We start from the raw sequence: 17702 nt of genomic DNA on the forward strand, positions 1-17702 counted from the left end.
TATTGTCACGCTATGCATGAACTTGATGACTTCATGTCACATTTTTGGCCCGCAGGTCCCTCGATAATCACACAGAGCCCTGCAACCATCACTATTAGTAGTCGATGGGAAGGAACATCATGCGCAAGCACCGCACCAGGTGGGTCGCGATTCTCGGCGTCTCGGCCCTGTCCGTCGCCGGGCCGGTCGGACTCGCCGGGTCCGCCCTCGCCGACGAGGAGGACGCGCGGGCGCTGAGCTGGCCGGTCGTCCGGCAGGGCGACTCCTCGTACAGCCTCGACGGCTACGAGATCGGTTACCTGCCCCCCGGTCTGGAGAGGTACGGCATCAACGCCTCCTCCACCAGCGACCGCCAGGGCGGGCGCCAGTCACAGCTCTCCTGGGTCCAGGGGCCCGACCAGCTCTACGGCCGGGTGTCCGTGATCCGGTCCGGCGCCCTCCAGGACCTCGACGACCTGCGCGAGAGCCGGTACAGCCACATCCCCGACCGGGAACTGGAACTCGTGGAGGGCGACGCCGCCTTCGAGAACGGGGCCTACCTGTCGGAGGAGACCGGCGACTTCTTCTGGCTGGAGAAGCCCGGCGTCGCCCTGGCCGCCCACCTCCAACCGGACCGGTGGGAGGCCAAGGAACTTCGCCGGATGGCCGAGGAGATCCTGGGGGAGACGGGGGCCACCGCCCCGGAGGCCGCCGAGGAGCCGGCGGAGGAACCGGCGGCGGAGCCGAGTCCGGCCCCGGACGCGGTGGTCGACGATGTCGCCGACGAGGCCCCCGAGACCCCGGCCGACAAGGTTCCCGAGGCTCCGGCCGAGGAGGCCCCGGAGGCTCCGGCCGACCAGGCCCCGGAGGCTCCGGCCGAGGAGGCCCCGGAGGTTCCGGCCGGCGAGGCCCCGGAGATTCCGGCCGGCGAGGCCCCCGAGACCCCGGTCGACCCGGCTCCGGATGCGCCCGAGGTCCCCGAGACCCCGGCGGGCGAGCTGCCCGGCGCCCCGGAGGAGCCCGGCGCGCCCGAGGCCCCGGGCGAGGACGTGACCCCCGAGGCTCCCGTGGAGACTCCCGAGGTCCCGGCCGAGACGCCCGAGGTGCCCGTCGAGGAGCCCGGGGCCCCGGCCGACGACGCCGTCACCCTGCCCGGTGCGGACTCCCGTGAGGTCAAGGGATGCCTCCTGGACCGGTTCGTGGACTTCGAGACCGGCGAGAGCGGCCTGGACGAGTCCCAGCTGACCCCGGACAGCGGCGAGTTCGTCGAGCAGGCCCTGAGCAAGGACGACCTCGACGACGCCGAGCGCGACCGCCTGCTCGCCACCGTCTGGTACTACGGCGACGAGGGCGACAAGACCGCCGCCGTCGACACCTGCGCCCAGGAGAACGGCCTGGAGCGCTCCGAGGTGGAGGAGGTCCTGGCCTCGATCGCCGACCTCATCGCCGAGCTGGTCGCCGAGGCGGAGGCCGCCGCGGCCGGGCCGGAGAAGACCGGCCGCGACACGGAGGCCGCGGTCTCCGAGCTCGACACCATCGGTGACGAGGAGTGGCGCGAGCTGTGGGACTCCCTGCCCTGGAGCGTCCCCGTCCAGCCCTGACCACCCGTGAACGACGCCGGGGGCCTGCCGCCCCCGGCGTCCGCGCGTGCGCCCCCGGCCGCCCCTCCCCTCCTCCTCCACACCTCCTCCGCCCCCGCCGACCCCTCTCCCCCGCCCGCGGGGCGTGCTGTAGCGTCGCCCTGCGCGGACCGGAACCCCGTTCCGCGTACGGCGTGCTTCCCCCTACCACCCTGGAGGCCCCTCCGATGCCCCGTTTCACCACCCGTCCCCAGCTCAGAGGCGACTTCGGCATGGTCGCGTCCACCCACTGGCTGGCCAGCGCCACCGGCATGTCGATCCTCGAGCGCGGGGGCAACGCCTTCGACGCCGTGGTCGCCGCGGGCTTCACCCTCCAGGTCGTCGAGCCGCACCTCAACGGCCCCGGCGGCGAGGTCCCGGCGGTCTTCCAGGCGGCGGGCGGACCGGTGCGGGTCCTGTGCGGCCAGGGGGTGGCGCCCGCCGCCGCCACGATCGACGCGTTCGCCGGCATGGACCGCATCCCCGGCAGCGGGGTCCTGGCGGCCGCCGTCCCCGGGGCCTTCGACGCGTGGATGCTGCTGCTGCGCGACCACGGGACCCTGACCGTGCGCGACGTCCTGGACCACGCCGTCGGCCTGGCCGAGCGCGGCTACCCCGTGCTGGACCGGATCTCCGCCGCGGTCGCGGCCCTGGAGCCCGCCTTCTCGCGGCACTGGACCGGGTCCGCCGGGGTCTACCTGCCCCGGGGCCGGGTGCCCGCCGCCGGCACCCGGCTGCGCAACCCGGCCCTGGCCGCCGTCTACCGGCGGATCATCGCCGAGGCCGAGGCCGCCGGGGGCGACCGCGAGGCGCAGATCGAGGCGGCCCGCCGCAGCTGGTCGCAGGGGTTCGTGGCGGAGGCCGTCGCCGCGTTCCTGGCCGTCCCGGTGCCCTCCTCCACCGGTGAGCCGCAGCGGGGACTGCTCACCTCCCAGGACATGGCCGACTGGAGCGCCTCCTACGAGGACCCGGCGAGCGTCTCCTACGGTGTGCACACCGTCCACAAGACGGGACCGTGGGGCCAGGGGCCCGCCATGCTTCAGCAGCTGCGGCTGGCCGAGGCGCTGGGCACCCGCGGGGAGGGCGCCGACTTCGTGCACCGGGTGACCGAGGCGGCCAAGCTCGCCTTCGCCGACCGCGAGGCCTGGTACGGCGACCCCGACTTCACCGACGTCCCGCTCAAGGAACTGCTGTCCGCCGGGTACGCCGCCGAACGCGCGGCGCTGGTGGACGACGGCCGTGCCTCCCTGGAGCTGCGGCCCGGGAACGTGGCCGGACGCACGCCCTTCACCCCGCCGCTCCACCTGGCCGGGGAGGCGCCCGCGGACCGCACCGTCGGCGAGCCCACCGTGCAGCGCGGCGACACCTGCCACGTGGACGTGGTGGACTCCCTGGGCAACATGGTGTCGGCGACCCCCAGCGGCGGCTGGCTCACCAGCTCCCCGGTGATCCCGGCGCTCGGCTTCCCGCTGGGCACCCGGACCCAGATGTTCTGGCTCGACCCGGAGTCGCCCAACGCCCTGGCCCCGGGGCGGCGGCCGCGCACCACGCTGTCCCCGACCCTGGTCACCCGGGAGGACGGGCAGGCGGTGCTGGCGATCGGCACCCCGGGCGGCGACCAGCAGGACCAGTGGGCCTTCACCGCGCTGCTGCGCATCCTCAACGGGGTCGAGGACCTCCAGGAGGCCCTGGACGCCCCGATGTTCCACACCAACGCCTTCCCCAGTTCGTTCCACCCCCGGGAGACCGTGCCGGGCGACCTGGTCGTGGAGCCGGGCCTGGGCGAGGACGTCATCGCCGAGCTGCGCCGCCGGGGGCACCGGGTGCAGGTGGCCGAGCCGTGGTCGCTGGGGCGGCTGGCGGCGGTGGCCCGCGACCCGGAGACCGGTGAGCTGCGGGCGGCGGCGGACGCGCGCGGCTCCCAGGGGTACGCGGCGGGGCGTTGAGACGAACGCGCCCGAAACGGACACCTGGATCACCGTTTTGAACGTTAAGGCAGGATTAGGACCACTTGCCTGCCTTGATCGTCCCTCTTGCCAAATCGCCCGCTCGCTGCTTATGTAGTCCTTGTGCGACGGAACGACATCGTCACACCCCAGGACCATCCCGACAGGGCGGCACGCTGTCTCCCCCTCCCTCAGCGGCTCCCTGTCACCCCCTCCTGACCGAGGCCTGCCTTCCCCTCCCGGCCGGGTCCTTCGGACAAGGAGACAGTGGGCCGTGGTGCCGCCGACCCCGGCGGCGCCACGGCCCACCGCCTTTTCCGGGGTCCGGCCCGCCCCGTGGCACGCGAAGGCCCCGCCCGGAGTCCCGGACGGGGCCGTGCGCCGGCTCCGCTCACCGCCCGGCGGGGCCCTGAGAAGCGGTCGGACGCGGATCAGGTGTGGACGCGGACGCTGCCCGCGTAGTTGGCGGTGCGCACCGGGGTGACCCGCACGTTCAGGCCGCTGCGCGGCGCCTCCAGCATCATCCCGTCGCCCAGGTAGAGGGCCACGTGCGAGATGTAGTCGGGCGCGGTGGGGTCCGACCGCCAGAAGATGAGGTCGCCGCGCTCCATGTCCTCGAACGCGATGCGCTCGCCCGCGTTCCACTGGTCGTGGGTGACGCGCGGGATGTCCACGCCCTCCTCGCGGAAGGCCCACTGGAGCAGGCCCGAGCAGTCGAACCCGACGCCCGGGGTGGTACCGCCCCACACGTAGGGGACGCCCAGCTGGGACTCGGCGCGGGCGATGACCCGCTCGATGACCGTCGGAGGCACGGCCTCGCCGTCCACCGCGGGTTCGGCGGCGTCGGCGACCAGCTGGACGGACACGTCCTCGCCCAGGGCCTCGCCGAGGTCCTCGTACAGCTCCCACAGGTCGGAGTCCGGGGCCGAGACGACCAGGGCGTTGCCCTCGGGCATGCCCAGCTCCGCGGCGGTCTCCCGGGAGACCAGGGCGTCGATCCCGGCGATCCCGGAGGTGGCGTGCGTCCACACCTCCAGGGGGACCTCGCCGCGGCCGCCGGTCACGGTGACGTCGCCGCCGACCTCCAGGTCGCGTTCGGTGCCGACGTCCTTGGACAGCGCGATACGGCCCTCGGCGACGCCCTGCCAGATGTCGTCGGACTCGGCGGAGGGCCGGGGCGCGTGGTTGCGGAAGGCGGAGGGGTCCACGCCCAGCACGGACGTGGCCTGCTCGTCCACCAGGACCCGGGCGGCGTCCACGGTGAGGACGTGCTCGACGCCCTCGATCCCGCGGACCGCGTCCACGGCCTCGGCGGGCAGGGTCTCCTGGGCGACCACGAAGTACTCGATGCTGCGCGCCTCGCGGAAGGGGGCGACGTAGGTGCTGTGGCGCAGGTCGTCGGGGTCTGCGACCTCGGGGGAGGGGGCGGCCTCGGGGTCCCGGGGGGGCTCGGCCCCGCTGGGGGCGTCGGGGGCGAGCTGTTCGCTGATGGGGGGTCGGTCCTCCACGACCGGGTCGGCCCAGGCCGGGGCCGCTCCGAACGCGGTGAAGGCGGCCACCAGGACCGCCGTGGTGCAAGCAGATCTACGGCTCCGCACGGGGATGTCTCGCCCTTTCTCTGAACCACCCGGGGTGTGGGGGGACCCCTACGGCGCGCGCCTTTCCGATGACGTTCCGGGTCCAAGAATGGGTGCGCCCGGGCGCCTTTGCAAGAAGCCCACGCCGTCCGGTATCGGACGCCGTGTTCGAGGCCTCGGGAAGGTCATGGGGGTCGGGGGGTGCCTTCGTAGTCCTCTGTGACGGTCACGGACAGGGGGAATCGTACCGGAGTGTCACCGAACAGGACAGTGCGCGCCCGCTCCCGGGCGGCGTCGATCGCGCGAACGGCCTCCCGCGCCCGTTCCCGGGGCACGTGCAGGAGCACCTCGTCGTGCACGAAGAACACGACCGCCCCGGGCATCAGCAGGCGCAGCGACGCCAGCAGCACCAGCGCCCACTCCGCGGCCCCCGCCTGCACCACGAAGTTGCGGGTGAACCGGCCGTGCGCCCGCCGCCGGCGCTCCCCGTCGGGTCCGGCCACGCGCTGCGCCCACCCGGAGGGGACCGGCGAGGTGCGGCCCAGCCAGGACCGGACCGCCCCGCCCTGCTCACCGGTGCGCGCTGCGGCGTCCACGTACTCCAGGGCACGCGGGTAGTGGCGGCGCAACAGCGCCAGCAGCGGGGCGGCGTCGCCGCCGGTCTGGCCGTACATGGCGGAGATGAGGCCGAGCTTGGCGCGGGCGCGGTCGTCGCCGGTGTGCACGGCCAGGCGGGCGTACAGGTCGTCCTCGGCGGCCGCCTCGGCCAGGCCGGTGTCGCCGGACACCGCGGCGAGGATGCGCGGCTCCAGCTGTCCGGCGTCGGCGCGCAGCAGCACCCATCCGGGGTCGGCGCGCACGGCGCCGCGGACCGCCCTGGGGATCTGCAGGGCACCGCCGCCGCGGGTGGCCCACCGCCCGGAGACGACCCCGCCCACCACGTAGTCGGGACGGAACCGGCCCAGGCGCTCCCCGCCGGGGCCCTCCCGTTCGTCCACCCAGGACTCCCGCCAGGCCCAGCCGTTGGCCGAGTGCAGCCGCGACAGCTCCTTGTAGCGCAGCAGCAGCGGGACCACGGGGTGGTCGATCCGCTCCAGTTCGCGGGCCCGGGTGGTGCCCACCGGGTGGCCGATCCACGCCATGGCCCTGAGCACCTGCGCCGGGGAGTCGGGGTTGACCTCGCGCCCGACGGCCTCGCCGATGCGGGCGGCCAGGTCGGCCAGCACGGGGGGACGGCGGCCCGCCGCGGGCCGGGCTCCCAGCAGGTCGGTGAGGATGCGGTCGTGCAGGTCCGGCCGCCAGGGCAGGCCCTCGTGGGCCATCTCGACGGCGGCCAGGGCCCCGGCCGACTCCAGAGCGGCCAGCAGGTCCATGCCGGGCGGCAGGGCGGCCAGGCGGCGCCGCTGGTCTGCGTGGACCTCGACCAGGGCGTCGAGCCGGTCCGTGCCCGGAGGCAGGGTGGAGCGGTCGGCCTCGAACAGGGCCGGCTGGGCGGCCGCCCCCTCCCCCGCGGGCTCGTGGGGGTCCGCGGGCACCGGCCGCCCGTGCAGGCGGGACCAGACGGCACCCAGGGAGCGGGGCTCCCCGTGGCGGCCCTCGTGGCCGAGCAGCAGCGCCTCGACGAGCGCGGCGTCGTGGCAGCGCTCCACCCGCACGCCCGCGCGCACCAGGTCGGGGTAGAGGTCGCGGGTGTCGGCCCACACCCAGCGGGGGCGGTCGGCCTCGGCTGCGCGGACGGCCGCGGCGAGGTCGGCCACCCGCTGTTCGGGGCCGTCCCCGTCCAGCGGCCGCAACCGTCCGCCGCCCGCGCCGTCGGCGACCACCGCGATCCTCATGGACCCATTCTGGTCCCCGGGACCGACGTTCGGCGGGCCCGCCGCCCCGCCCTACCGCCGTCCGGGCCGGACCACGTTCTCCAGCTCCTCCCCCGCCGCCCAGCGGGCCAGCTGGGCGTCCATGAACGCGCGGGCCCGCGGGTAGAACGCCGCCGACCCGCCGGCCACATGCGGGGTGACGAACACGCCGGGGGCGTCCCACAGCGGGTGGTCCGCGGGCAGCGGCTCGGGGTCGGTGACGTCGAGCGCGGCCCGCACCCGCCCGTTCTGGGCGAGCAGGGCACCGGTGTCCAGCACCGGGCCGCGGCCGACGTTGACCACCAGGGCGTCGTCGGGCAGCAGGGCGAGCTCGGCGGCGCCGAACAGGCCGCGGGTGCGCTCGGTCAGCGGGGTGACCAGCACGACGATGTCCGCCTGCGGCAGCAGGTCGTGGAGCTCGTCCGCACCGTGCACGCCCTCCTGCGGCCGCGCCCGGCCCGCCACCCGCACCACCTCGGTCTCGAAGGGCAGCAGGCGGCGCTCGACGGCCTGCCCGATGCTGCCGTACCCGACGATGAGGACCCGCCGGTCGGCCAGGGAGCGCAGCGGCTCCGGGCCCCAGCGGTGCTCGCGCTGGTCGGCCGCCCACCGGGGCAGGTCCCGCTGGGCGGCCAGGATGAGCGCCAGGGTGTGCTCGGCGGTGCTGGCGTCGTGCAGGCCCCGGCCGTTGCACAGGGTCACGTGGTCGGGCAGCGCCCCCAGCACGTGCTCGTACCCGGCCGAGGTCAGCTGGACCACCTCCAGCTTCGGCATGCGGCCGATGATCTCCAGGCGCTCGTCGGCGCCCTGGGTGGAGGGCGCGTAGGGCACCTGGTAGAAGGCGACGTCGTCCAGCCCGTCGGGCGCGGGCCCGCCGGCGTAGATGTCGACCGTGAGCGACTCCGGCGCGTTGCGCCGGTTCTCCTCCCACTGCACGAGTGCTCGACCTGCCATGGGTCCTCCCCGTTCCGCGTAGGTCCGCCGACACGCATTTCCGCCGACACCCTATCCGGGCGGGTCAGCCGCCGGCCGCACCGCGGTGGACGATGCCGCCCGTGCGCTGGGCCAGCTCGTAGCAGGCCACGGCGGCCGCGGCGGTGACGTTGAGGGAGTCGACGTCGCGGCCGGACATGGGGATGTGGACGCGGGCGTCGGCCCGCTCCAGCCAGCGCGCGGAGAGCCCGTCGCCCTCGGTGCCCAGCAGCAGGCCCACACCGCGGTCCGGCCCGGCCTCGGCGAGCGCCTCCCGCAGCGGCCGGGAGCCCGCGCCGGGGGTGAGCGCCATGAGGTGGAACCCGGCCGCGCGCAGCTCGTCCAGGCCGCCGTACCAGTCGTCGAGCCTGGTGTAGGGCAGGGTGAACACCGCGCCCATGGACACCTTGACCGCCCGCCGGTACAGCGGGTCGGCACAGCGCGGGGCCAGCACGACGGCGTCCACGCCCAGGCCCGCGGCGCTGCGGAAGATCGCGCCGACGTTGGTGTGGTCCACCAGGTCCTCCAGCACGACGATGCCGCGCGCACCGGCCAGGACCTCCCCCAGGGAGGGCAGGGGCCTGCGGTGGAAGGCGGCCAGGGCGCCCCGGTGCAGGTCGAACCCGACCAGGCGCTCGGCGGTCTCCTCCGACACCAGGTACAGCGGGGCGTCGGCGACCAGTCCGGCCAGGGCCTCGGCCCGGCGCCGGGTGAGGAGGAAGCTGCGCGGCGCGTACCCGGCGGCCGCGGCGCGGCGGATGACCTTCTCTCCCTCGGCCATGAACAGCCCGTGCTCGGCCTCCAGGTGGCGGCGCAGGTTCACGTCCCGCAGCCGGGTGTAGTCGGCGAGCCTGGGGTCGGCGGGGTCGTCGATCTCGATGACGTGCATGGACGACGATTATCCCCGGTCGCCGCCGCCCCGGGGGCCCGGCGGCCGGGCGGCCGGGCGGCCGGGGCGGAGAGGCACGCAGCGCGGGGCACCGCGCCGGGGCGGCCGGGGCCGCCCGGCCCTACATGATCTGGTCGGTGAGCGGGCGCAGGCGCTGCCAGCGGGCCTCCTCGCAGGAGCCCTTGCGGGTGAGGGTGGTCTCGACCTCGTGGCCCTCCCAGACGCCCACGACGGTCGCCTCCTGGGGGCCGTACAGCTTGTCGGTGCACACGGTGCCCTCGCTGACCTCGGTGAACAGCGACTCGCTGCCGGGCAGCGCGGCGGTGGTGGGCTCGACCGGGACCCCCTCGACCGCCCCGGAGCCGGTCTCCTCGGCGCCGGCCCCCGCCTCGTCTCCGGAGCTGGGGTGCTCGGCACTGCCCGCGGGCTCGCCGTGGAACTCGGCGGCGACGGCGGCCAGGTCGGCGCAGGCCTGCGGATCCTCCTCGGCGTCGCCGGTGCACTCCAGGGTCTGCACCCAGGCGCGGTCGCGGTCGCTGACGTGGATCTCCAGCGTGCCGATCGGTCCGCGCGGCGCGCTCGCCTCGTCGCCGTCCGGTTCCGGGGCGAGCCCGGCCAGGTCGGGGCTGAGCGCGGTGGCGGCCTGCACGTCCTGCTGCGGCGGCAGCATCGACGGGCCGACGATCACCCCGTAGGCGACCGCGCCGGCGCAGCAGGCACCGGCGAGCAGAGCGGTGCCGAGTGTTCCTCGGCGCCGTTGATCACGATCAAGGGACATGCGAAAACCCTCGGGGGTCGTCGGTCTCGGGAGGTTCCGCGGTGTGCGCCGACAGCCGTGGGGCGCATGTGCCGGGGCGGACTCCAGGGGCGGGGCCTAAGCCTAACGGGAACACCGGTGTGCTCCTCGGTGAGCACGGTAACAAAGAGATCACCCACTCGGATCGGGGAAACCCCGTCGGCCGCGGGCCGCGGATCCGTCCGGCTGCTTCGGCGTCCGGTTCCGCCGCCTCTTCCGTTCCCGCGTTACCAACGAGTAAGGTCCTGGTGACGATGGCGGAGAGTGGCTCAGGTCATAGAGGTCGTAGGGTGAACGGACCCTTTCCACCCCGTATGACGCCACCGGGCGCGCGGTGGTTCACCCTCCCACGTCCGAGGTGCCCGGCGCCGCACCCCGTGTCCCTGTCCCCTGTCCGCGCCGGCTCCCCCGCACGCCCCGCCCGCGCCCCGCGGGGACCGGCCGCCGCAACGCCCCGGAGTGCCCGTGTCCAGTGGACGCCACCGACTTCCCTCACCGACCGCCGCGACGACCCGCAGGCTGGTGCTGTCCCCCCTGGGGATCAGCGCGGTCGTCGTGGCGCTGGTCGTGGCGGCCGCGGTCGCCGTCCCCATCGGCCTCGGCGCGCTCGGCTGCGGGGAGACCCGCTACCTGCGGGTCTCGGCCACCCAGAGCCTGGCCCCCGTCCTGCGCGAGGCCGCGACCGAGTTCAACGCCGAACGCCCCTCCTACGGCGGGGACTGCGTGTACGCCCAGGTGGACGAGATCGCCCCGCACCGGATCATGGCCGCACTGGCCGGGGGCGGCGCCGGCGGCTCCACCATCGCCCCGCACGTGTGGGTGCCCGAGTCCTCCGCCTGGGTGGAGCTGGCCCGCATGTCCGCCGGGGGCACCCGCGCCATCGAGACCGACCCGCCCTCACTGGCCTCCTCCCCCGTGGTGCTGGCCGCCCCGGGGGGGGCCGAGGGCATGCCGGATCCCGACGAGACCGACTGGACCCTGGTGCTGCCCGGGGAGCGCGACCCCTACCGGCCGCTGGTCATGGTGGACCCCAACCGCGGCGCCGACGGCATGACCGTGATGCACGCGGTCCGGCGCCATCTGGGCGGCGGGGACGCCGCCGACACCGCGATGACCGACTTCGTGCGGGACGTGCAGACCGACAGCGCGTTCGGCGAGATCGACCTGGCCACCTTCTTCACCGGGGCCACCCGCGAGGGGACGCGCCCCGCGCCGGTGATCGTGGTCCCCGAACAGGCCGTGGCGTCCTACAACGCCGACCGCGCCGAGACCGCACCGCTGCTGCGGGCGCACTACCCGCGGGAGGGGACCGTCTCCCTCGACTACCCCTACGTCACCACCACCGACACCCCCGCCCTGCGCTCGGCCGCCGCAGACCTGTACGAGGTGCTGCGCGGCGACGCCTACCGCGACCGCCTGCGCGGGCTGGGGTTCCGGGACCCCGACGGGCGGGCCGCCGCCTCCCTGGCGGACCGGCCCGGCATCATCGCCGAGCCGCCCGCGGTGCACGGCGACCTCACCGGGGACGCCCTGCTGGCCTCGGTCACCGACTGGAACCGGCTGTCCATGCCCTCCCGCACGCTGGTCCTGGCCGACGTCTCGGCGGACATGGCCGACGACCTCGACGGCGCCGACGGGGGGAGCCGCATGGAGGCGGCGCGGCAGGCCGCGCTGATGGGCCTGGGCCTGTTCCCCGACGCCACCGACATGGGCCTGTGGCTGATGTCGGAGGAGTTCGGGGAGTCCGGCCGCGAGGAGTCCGCCGACATGCACCGCCTGGGCGACGCCGAGGAGGGCCGCGAGACCACCCGGCGCCAGGAGCTCATCGAGGTCGCGCGGACCATCGACGTGGAGGGCGGCGGCTCGCGCCTGTACGACAACATCCTGGCCGCCTACGACGAGGTCCAGTCCGTCTACGACGAGGAGAAGATCAACAGCGTCATCCTGCTGACCGCCGGCCGGGACCGGGGGTCCAGCGACCTCTCGCACGCCGAGCTGGTGGCCGCCCTGCAGGACCGCTTCGACCCGCGGCGGCCGGTGAGCCTGTTCATCATCGCCTTCGGCGAACAGGCCGACCGGGAGGAGCTGCGCGGCATCGCGGCGGCGACCAGCGGCTCGCTGTTCGTCACCGACGACCCGGACGAGATCGGCGACATCTTCCTCAGCTCGATCTCGCGGCGGCTGTGCGTGCCCGACTGCGACAACTGACCGGCGGCCCTCCCCCGGGAGGTACGGACCGGCGGCGCCCGCGCCGCCCCGGGGGAGGCGGACCGACGCGGAACGGTCTCGATTCGATATCGGAATCGATTTTCGGTCAGACCGCTTCCCTCAGAAGGAAAACCGTCACCGGTGCCGGATCTCCCAGGGTGACGGGGACTGCACGGGGGCGCGGCGCGGGCCGCGCCCCCGCCCGGACGAGGGGGACCGGTACGCGCGGTCTCCACCCGCTCCGGAAGGTTGAGTACCTTTCCCACCAGTAACACCCTTGGTGGCCGATCCGCCGCCCTCCCGGTACCGGTCCACCGATCCACCTTTCCGGCGCCCGTTCACCGGCACCGGTGGACCATCCCGGAAACCGCACCATCCCCCTGGACGACACCTCGTCCGTCACCCGTGAGGAAAGCTGTGGGACGTCACCGCGGAAGATACGCAGAAGAGCCCTCCGGCCGGTCCAGGCGCCGCCGCGGACGCGGCGGGGCCTTCGCCGCCCTGGCCGCGGCCCTCGTGATCGTCGTCGGCCTGGCGGGGGTCGGCGTGTACATGTTCGGCAACTCGGGCGGGTGCGGCGGCTCCGACATCCGGCTGGACGTGGCCGTCAGCCCCGAGCTGGCGCCCGCCGTCGACGCGGTCGCCCGCGACTTCAACCTCACCGACACCGCCGTCGACGGCCGGTGCGTGCACGTCGAGGTCCGCCAGGTCGACTCGGCCAACGTGGCGTTCGGCATCACCGGTTCCGGCGCCACCATGGGCGACACCGATTCCGACGTGTGGATCCCGGACTCCTCGGTGTGGCCGCGCATGGTCCAGAGCCACTCCGGCGACGCCGTCCTCACCGACACCGGCACCTCCGTGGCCCGCAGCCCGCTGGTGGTGACCGAGCTGGCCGCGTTCGCCGACTCCGGCGAGGAACCCGCCACCTGGATGGACGTCGTCCCCACCACCGCCCCCGGTGAGCCCGCCGAGCACACCGTCCGGGTCGTGGACCCCGCCCGCAGCTCCACCGGCCTGGGCACCCTCTACCTGCTGAACGGCGCCCTGGAGGAGGCCAGCCCCGACAGCGACACCTTCAACGCGGCCATGACCGCCGCCCTGCAGGCGCTGCACCGCGGCGCCTCCCCCGACGAGGAGGCCGCGTTCCTGGCGCTCAGCGGCGGCGGCGAGGAGGCCCCGCCCCTCATGGTCATGTCCGAACAGGCCGCCTGGCGCTACAACTCCGCCTACGACGAGAACGCCGTCCGCGTCCAGTACCTCGAGGGCGGCACCTACTACCTCGACTACCCCTACCTCGTCCGCACCGAGGACAGCGACCTCACCCGGGCCGCCGAGGAGTTCCGCACCGCGATCCGCACGGACTCGGCGCGCGGGCACATCCTCGCCGAGGGCTTCCGCGGCCCCGAGGGCGAGGTGGACACCTCCGTGCTGAGCGGCGACCAGGGTTTCCGGGAGCTCGCCCCCGAGGAGCTGCCGACCCCCTCCGAGGGCTCGATCACCGACCTGACCCGCACCTGGAACCAGATGAAGATGGACTCGCGCGTGCTCGCGATCGTCGACGTCTCCGGGTCGATGCTGGCCGAGGTCCCCGGCACCGGGATGACCCGCATGCAGGTGACCGCCGCAGCCGCCACCCAGGGGCTGGAGATGTTCTCCCCCAGCTCCGAGCTGGGCCTGTGGAAGTTCTCCACCAACGTCAACAACAACCTGCACTACCAGGAGATCGCGCCGGTCCGCGAGCTCCAGGCCACCACGGACGACGGCACCGAGCAGCGCGCCGTGCTGGCCGGGGCGCTGTCCGCCCTGGAGCCGCTGCCGCAGGGCGACACGGCGCTGTACGACACCTACCTGGCCGCGTACCAGGAGATGTCGCGGACCTACCGGCCCGACCGCAACAACGTCATCCTCATGCTGACCGACGGGGACAACGACAACCCCGGCGGCCTGGAGCTGGACGGGCTGCTGTCGCAGATCGAGGCCATCGCCAGCCCGTCCCGGCCGATCCCGATCATCACCATCGCGTTCGGCCCCGAGGTGCAGAACCTGGAACCGCTCCAGGAGATCGCCGCGGCCACCGGCGGCGCGGCGTACATGACCGAGGACCCGGCCGAGATCGCCGACATCTTCGTCAAGGCGTTCTCACTGCGCATCGCCGACGACGACTGACGGGGACCCGGGAGACCGGGGCCCGGCGGGGGGCGGTGGCCGGTCGCGGCCGCCGCCCCCGCCGGCGTTCCGCGGGGCGGTCGGTACCGCCGGGGGGGACCGGAGGTGACAAGACCCTGTCCCGCGGGCGAGGGGCCCTGGACTTCTCCGGCACCGTGGCGTACCCAGAGAGGGCCGGAAACGACGACCCCCGGGGGAGTTGCGATGCCCGAGGCGTGGATGCCCGAGGCCGAGCGGATCGAGGGCGCGCAGGCGCACGCCTCCCGCGGGATCGGCGCCCCGCGCGCCGTGTGGACCGTGACCGGGGCGGACCCGGCCGTGTGGTCGGCGCGGGAGGAGGCCCTGCGGCTGGTCGCCGGGCAGCGGACCGTGCACCTGGTGTGGAACCCGCTGTCGGGCGACACCGTGCAGATCCTGCCCGCCACCCGCCGGAGCACACCCTCCCCCGGCGCCGCCCTCCTCCACGGACGGCGCGTCGACCACGGGGACGAGGGGCGCGTGTGCCTGGTCGTCGCCGTCGTCGCCCATGCCCCGGAACCCTTCACCCACGGCCCGATGCACGGCCGGTCCGCGCTGCTGGCCTGGCTCGGCTCCTGGGGCGTGCCGCGCTCCTGGCCCGCGGGGACGCCCGGTACCGGAGCCCTGCCGCAGCCGGAGCGGGAGCGCGCCTGGGCCCGGGGCGGCCACTTCGGCCAGGACCAGGTCCCGGGTTCCACCGGCCCCGGACCGGGCCGCCTGGACACCGCGCGGCTGCTCGCCGGGGCCGGCGGCGGAACCTCCCCCAGAGCGCGCCCGGCACCTTCCGTGATCGGCCGAGCACCCCAGGCGACTCCGCGCCCCGTGGTGCCCGGTGGAATCGGGGAATCGGGATCCACTGGTCGAGCAGAGTTCCGAAACCCCTTAGTCTGACCCCCATGGGTGGATCTATCGAGCCGGGTTGGTACGCGGACCCGCAGGGCGACGCGCAGACGCTCAGATGGTGGAACGGCGACGAGTGGACGCGGCACACCCGCTCCCTCGATGAGCTCCGGGGCGGCGGCGGGCCCGACGACGAAGAGGCCGCCACCACCTACCTCGGCGGGCCCGGAGGCCGCCCGTCCGAGGACGACGAACCCGGCACCGTGCGCCTGGGCCCCTCCTCCGGGGCCGCCGACGACGACCTCGGCACCATGCGCATCGACCCCTCCTGGGCGCGCGGCGCGCAGCCCGCCGAGGACGACGAGCCCGGTACCGTGCGCCTGGGCCCCTCCACCCCCGCCGGCCCCCCGCCGAGCGCTCCCGTGGACGACGACCCCGGCACCGTCCGCATCAACCCCACCCGCCCCTCCGGCGACGACGAGGAGCCCACCGCGGACCTCGGCGGCGCCACCATGCGCGTCACCCCCGGCCCCTCCCCCGCCTCCCGGCCCGACGTCAACGACGGTTCCACCATCCGCGTCTCCCCCGGTGACCTGCCCGGCCACGACGAGGAGCCCCCCACCGCCGACCTGAGCGACGACCTGCCGACCGCCGACCTCACCGGCTCCGGCGCGGGCGGCGGCGCCCCGGGCGGTACCCGCGTGTTCGATCCCCAGGAGCCCGGCGACGCCCCGGGCACCCGGGTCTTCGACCCGAACGAGGTGGGAGGGACCTCCGGCACCAGGGTCTTCGAGCCCGGTGGCGGGGCGGGCGGCACGGCCGTTTTCGACCCCGACGACCCGATGTTCTCCGGCGGCGCCTCCGCCGGGGACGACGCCGGCGACAAGAAGGGCGGCCGCTTCAACAAGCTCCTGGGCAGCCTCAAGGAGGGCTGGAGCGACCTCTCCGAGGAGCGCAAGGAGCAGCGCCGCATCGCCGAGGCCGAGGCCGCCAAGCGCCGCGAGGAGGAGGCCGAGCGGCAGGCCGAGGAGGCCGCCAGGCGCGCGGAGGAGGACCGCAAGCGCGCCGAGGAGGAGGCCGAGCGCCGGGCCGAGGAGGAGCGCAACCGCCCGGCCGAGGCCGCCCCGGCCCCGGGCACGCCCGCCGCGGGCGCCCCGGTGCCCGGAGCACCGGGCGCACCGGTGCCCGGCACACCCGCCCACCCCTCCGCCCCTCCCGCCCCGGTCGAGGGCACCCCGTGGACGCCCGGCCGTCCGGACGCCTCCCGCCAGGCGCCCCCGCCCCACTCCGCGCCGCCCTCGGGGCCCCAGCCCGGCTACCCGCCCACCGGCGGCCGACCGGGCTACCCGCCCTCGGGCGCCCAGCAGGGCTACCGTCCGCCGTCGGGCCCCCAGCCGGGGTACGCCCGTCCCCCGCAGCCGCCGCCGGGCGGCTACGCCCCGCAGTTCCCGCCGCCCCAGCAGATGAACCGGCCCCCGGCGCACCCGCCCCAGGGCCCGCCGCCCATGAACCGGCCGGGACCGCCCCCGGGCTACCCGCCCGCGGGCCCGCGCGCCGGGGTCCCGGGCGGCCCGCCCGCGCCCCACGGCGGCCCCCAGCCCCCGTGGGGTCCGCCCCCGGGCGCCCCGGGCGGCCAGGGACACCGGCCCTTCCCGCCCCCGCCGCCCCAGCCCCGGCCGCCGAAGAAGAAGCGCGGCTGCGGATGCGGCTGCTTCACCTTCCTGCTGATCCTCCTGGTGGTCCTGGGACTGTTCTTCGTCCAGTTCTGGGGCTACTGGGACTGGCTGTACCTCATCGGCGTCGGTCAGCCCCCGGGCGTCTCCGACCCCTTCATCTGGGACTGACCGGCCCCCGCCGCGGGGCTGCCCTCCACCGGGGGGCCGCCCCGCGGGCGCGTCCGGGCCCTCGCCCCCGAACCCCTAAGCTGGCCGTATGAACGACAGTTTGGTGTGGATCGACTGCGAGATGACGGGCCTCGACTTCGAGAACGACGCGCTGATCGAGGTGGCCTGTCTGATCACCGACGGAGAGCTCAACATCCTCGATGAGGGCGTCGACGTCGTGATCAAACCACCGCAGGCCGCACTGGACGCCATGGGCGACTTCGTCCGCGACATGCACACGACCTCCGGCCTGCTCGCCGAGCTCGACAAGGGCGTGACCCTCCAGGAGGCCGAGGACGCCGTCCTGGAGCACATCCGCCGCTACGTCCGCGAGCCGCGCAAGGCCCCGCTGTGCGGCAACTCCATCGCCACCGACCGCACCTTCCTGGCCCGCGACATGAAGCGCATCGACGAGTTCCTCCACTACCGGATGGTCGACGTCTCCTCCATCAAGGAGCTCCTGCGCCGCTGGTACCCGCGCGTCTACTACGCGAGCCCGGACAAGAACGGCGGCCACCGCGCCCTCGCCGACATCACCGAGAGCATCCGTGAGCTCCGCTACTACCGCGCCGCCGCGTTCGTCCCCGAGCCCGGCCCGAACTCCGCCACCGCCCGCGCCATCGCCGCCGACGTGGTCGCCGGCGGCACCGGCCGCGTGGAGCCGCGCGAGGACTCCCCGGAAAACTGATCGAAGCACTCCCGGAGATCCGCTAAGCTTTCATACGTACGCGGGGCCGTGAGGCCCGGCGGACGTGGTGGGTGTAGCTCAGCTGGTAGAGCACTTGGTTGTGGTCCAAGAAGTCGCGGGTTCAAGTCCCGTCACTCACCCCAGAGGCCGAAGGCCCCGACCCCCGGGTCGGGGCCTTCGCCGTTCCCGGGGCCGCTGCCGGTGCACGGACCGCCCCGTCGAGAAGGCACCGGCCACCGTCCTCGTCGAGGTCCGCCTCCGGGCC

At 75.0% G+C, this 17702-nt stretch carries 12 protein-coding genes and 1 tRNA gene; 8 read left to right on the forward strand and 5 right to left on the reverse strand.

Annotation, left to right across the window (positions count from 1 at the left end):
- Window positions 1–119 precede the first annotated feature (119 nt).
- Window positions 120–1580 (forward strand): hypothetical protein, encoded by a 1461-nt coding sequence (locus ACSUPR_RS09065; protein WP_436890700.1) that lies wholly within the window; start codon window positions 120–122, stop codon window positions 1578–1580.
- 206 nt (window positions 1581–1786) lie between these two features.
- The gene (locus tag ACSUPR_RS09070; protein WP_436890701.1) at window positions 1787–3544 is read left to right on the forward strand and encodes a gamma-glutamyltransferase family protein; all 1758 of its coding nucleotides are present in this window, start codon (window positions 1787–1789) and stop codon (window positions 3542–3544) included.
- A 431-nt stretch (window positions 3545–3975) separates the two neighbouring features.
- Here the strand turns inward: ACSUPR_RS09070 and ACSUPR_RS09075 are convergent, their stop codons facing one another.
- The 5 genes from ACSUPR_RS09075 to ACSUPR_RS09095 all read right to left on the reverse strand — a co-directional run bounded on the left by ACSUPR_RS09075 (window position 3976) and on the right by ACSUPR_RS09095 (window position 9613).
- Window positions 3976–5142 carry a C40 family peptidase gene (locus ACSUPR_RS09075; RefSeq protein WP_436890702.1) on the reverse strand — a complete coding sequence of 389 codons (1167 nt, stop codon included), beginning with the start codon at window positions 5140–5142 and terminating at the stop codon, window positions 3976–3978.
- Between the two features lie 164 nt (window positions 5143–5306).
- Window positions 5307–6956, reverse strand: coding sequence for a bifunctional 3'-5' exonuclease/DNA polymerase (locus ACSUPR_RS09080; RefSeq protein WP_436890703.1), 1650 nt, complete (start codon window positions 6954–6956; stop codon window positions 5307–5309).
- Window positions 6957–7007: 51 nt separating this feature from the next.
- Window positions 7008–7928 carry a 2-hydroxyacid dehydrogenase gene (locus tag ACSUPR_RS09085; RefSeq protein WP_436890704.1) on the reverse strand — a complete coding sequence of 307 codons (921 nt, stop codon included), beginning with the start codon at window positions 7926–7928 and terminating at the stop codon, window positions 7008–7010.
- 64 nt (window positions 7929–7992) lie between these two features.
- Window positions 7993–8835 carry a TrmH family RNA methyltransferase gene (locus ACSUPR_RS09090; protein ID WP_436890705.1) on the reverse strand — a complete coding sequence of 281 codons (843 nt, stop codon included), beginning with the start codon at window positions 8833–8835 and terminating at the stop codon, window positions 7993–7995.
- A 121-nt stretch (window positions 8836–8956) separates the two neighbouring features.
- Entirely contained in the window at window positions 8957–9613 is a 657-nt protein-coding gene (locus ACSUPR_RS09095) for a hypothetical protein (RefSeq protein WP_436890706.1), read from the reverse strand.
- Window positions 9614–10096: 483 nt separating this feature from the next.
- Here ACSUPR_RS09095 and ACSUPR_RS09100 point away from each other — a divergent pair, with 483 nt between their 5' ends.
- The 6 genes from ACSUPR_RS09100 to ACSUPR_RS09125 all read left to right on the forward strand — a co-directional run bounded on the left by ACSUPR_RS09100 (window position 10097) and on the right by ACSUPR_RS09125 (window position 17580).
- Window positions 10097–11839, forward strand: coding sequence for a substrate-binding domain-containing protein (locus ACSUPR_RS09100; protein ID WP_436890707.1), 1743 nt, complete (start codon window positions 10097–10099; stop codon window positions 11837–11839).
- 417 nt (window positions 11840–12256) lie between these two features.
- Window positions 12257–14008: a substrate-binding domain-containing protein gene (locus tag ACSUPR_RS09105; RefSeq protein WP_436890708.1), complete on the forward strand. Its 1752-nt coding sequence runs from the start codon at window positions 12257–12259 to the stop codon at window positions 14006–14008.
- Between the two features lie 204 nt (window positions 14009–14212).
- Complete coding sequence (locus tag ACSUPR_RS09110) at window positions 14213–14917, forward strand: hypothetical protein (RefSeq protein ID WP_436890709.1); 705 nt, start codon at window positions 14213–14215, stop codon at window positions 14915–14917.
- 5 nt (window positions 14918–14922) lie between these two features.
- Complete coding sequence (locus ACSUPR_RS09115) at window positions 14923–16710, forward strand: hypothetical protein (RefSeq protein WP_436890710.1); 1788 nt, start codon at window positions 14923–14925, stop codon at window positions 16708–16710.
- An 88-nt stretch (window positions 16711–16798) separates the two neighbouring features.
- Window positions 16799–17437: an oligoribonuclease gene (orn, locus tag ACSUPR_RS09120; protein ID WP_436890711.1), complete on the forward strand. Its 639-nt coding sequence runs from the start codon at window positions 16799–16801 to the stop codon at window positions 17435–17437.
- Window positions 17438–17504: 67 nt separating this feature from the next.
- A tRNA-His gene (locus ACSUPR_RS09125) sits at window positions 17505–17580 on the forward strand.
- Window positions 17581–17702: the final 122 nt, after the last annotated feature.

Source organism: Nocardiopsis dassonvillei (genome assembly GCF_964273065.1).
Classification (GTDB): Bacteria; Actinomycetota; Actinomycetes; order Streptosporangiales; family Streptosporangiaceae; genus Nocardiopsis; species Nocardiopsis dassonvillei_B.

What these genes read in the sequence shown, in the direction of transcription:
- ACSUPR_RS09065 (WP_436890700.1), top strand. Translation starts at nt 120, where the DNA reads ATGCGCAAGCACCGCACCAGGTGGGTCGCGATTCTCGGCGTCTCGGCC.
- ACSUPR_RS09070 (WP_436890701.1), top strand. Translation starts at nt 1,787, where the DNA reads ATGCCCCGTTTCACCACCCGTCCCCAGCTCAGAGGCGACTTCGGCATG.
- ACSUPR_RS09080 (WP_436890703.1), bottom strand. Translation starts at nt 6,956, where the DNA reads ATGAGGATCGCGGTGGTCGCCGACGGCGCGGGCGGCGGACGGTTGCGG.
- ACSUPR_RS09085 (WP_436890704.1), bottom strand. Translation starts at nt 7,928, where the DNA reads ATGGCAGGTCGAGCACTCGTGCAGTGGGAGGAGAACCGGCGCAACGCG.
- ACSUPR_RS09090 (WP_436890705.1), bottom strand. Translation starts at nt 8,835, where the DNA reads ATGCACGTCATCGAGATCGACGACCCCGCCGACCCCAGGCTCGCCGAC.
- ACSUPR_RS09095 (WP_436890706.1), bottom strand. Translation starts at nt 9,613, where the DNA reads ATGTCCCTTGATCGTGATCAACGGCGCCGAGGAACACTCGGCACCGCT.
- ACSUPR_RS09110 (WP_436890709.1), top strand. Translation starts at nt 14,213, where the DNA reads ATGCCCGAGGCGTGGATGCCCGAGGCCGAGCGGATCGAGGGCGCGCAG.
- ACSUPR_RS09115 (WP_436890710.1), top strand. Translation starts at nt 14,923, where the DNA reads ATGGGTGGATCTATCGAGCCGGGTTGGTACGCGGACCCGCAGGGCGAC.
- orn (WP_436890711.1), top strand. Translation starts at nt 16,799, where the DNA reads ATGAACGACAGTTTGGTGTGGATCGACTGCGAGATGACGGGCCTCGAC.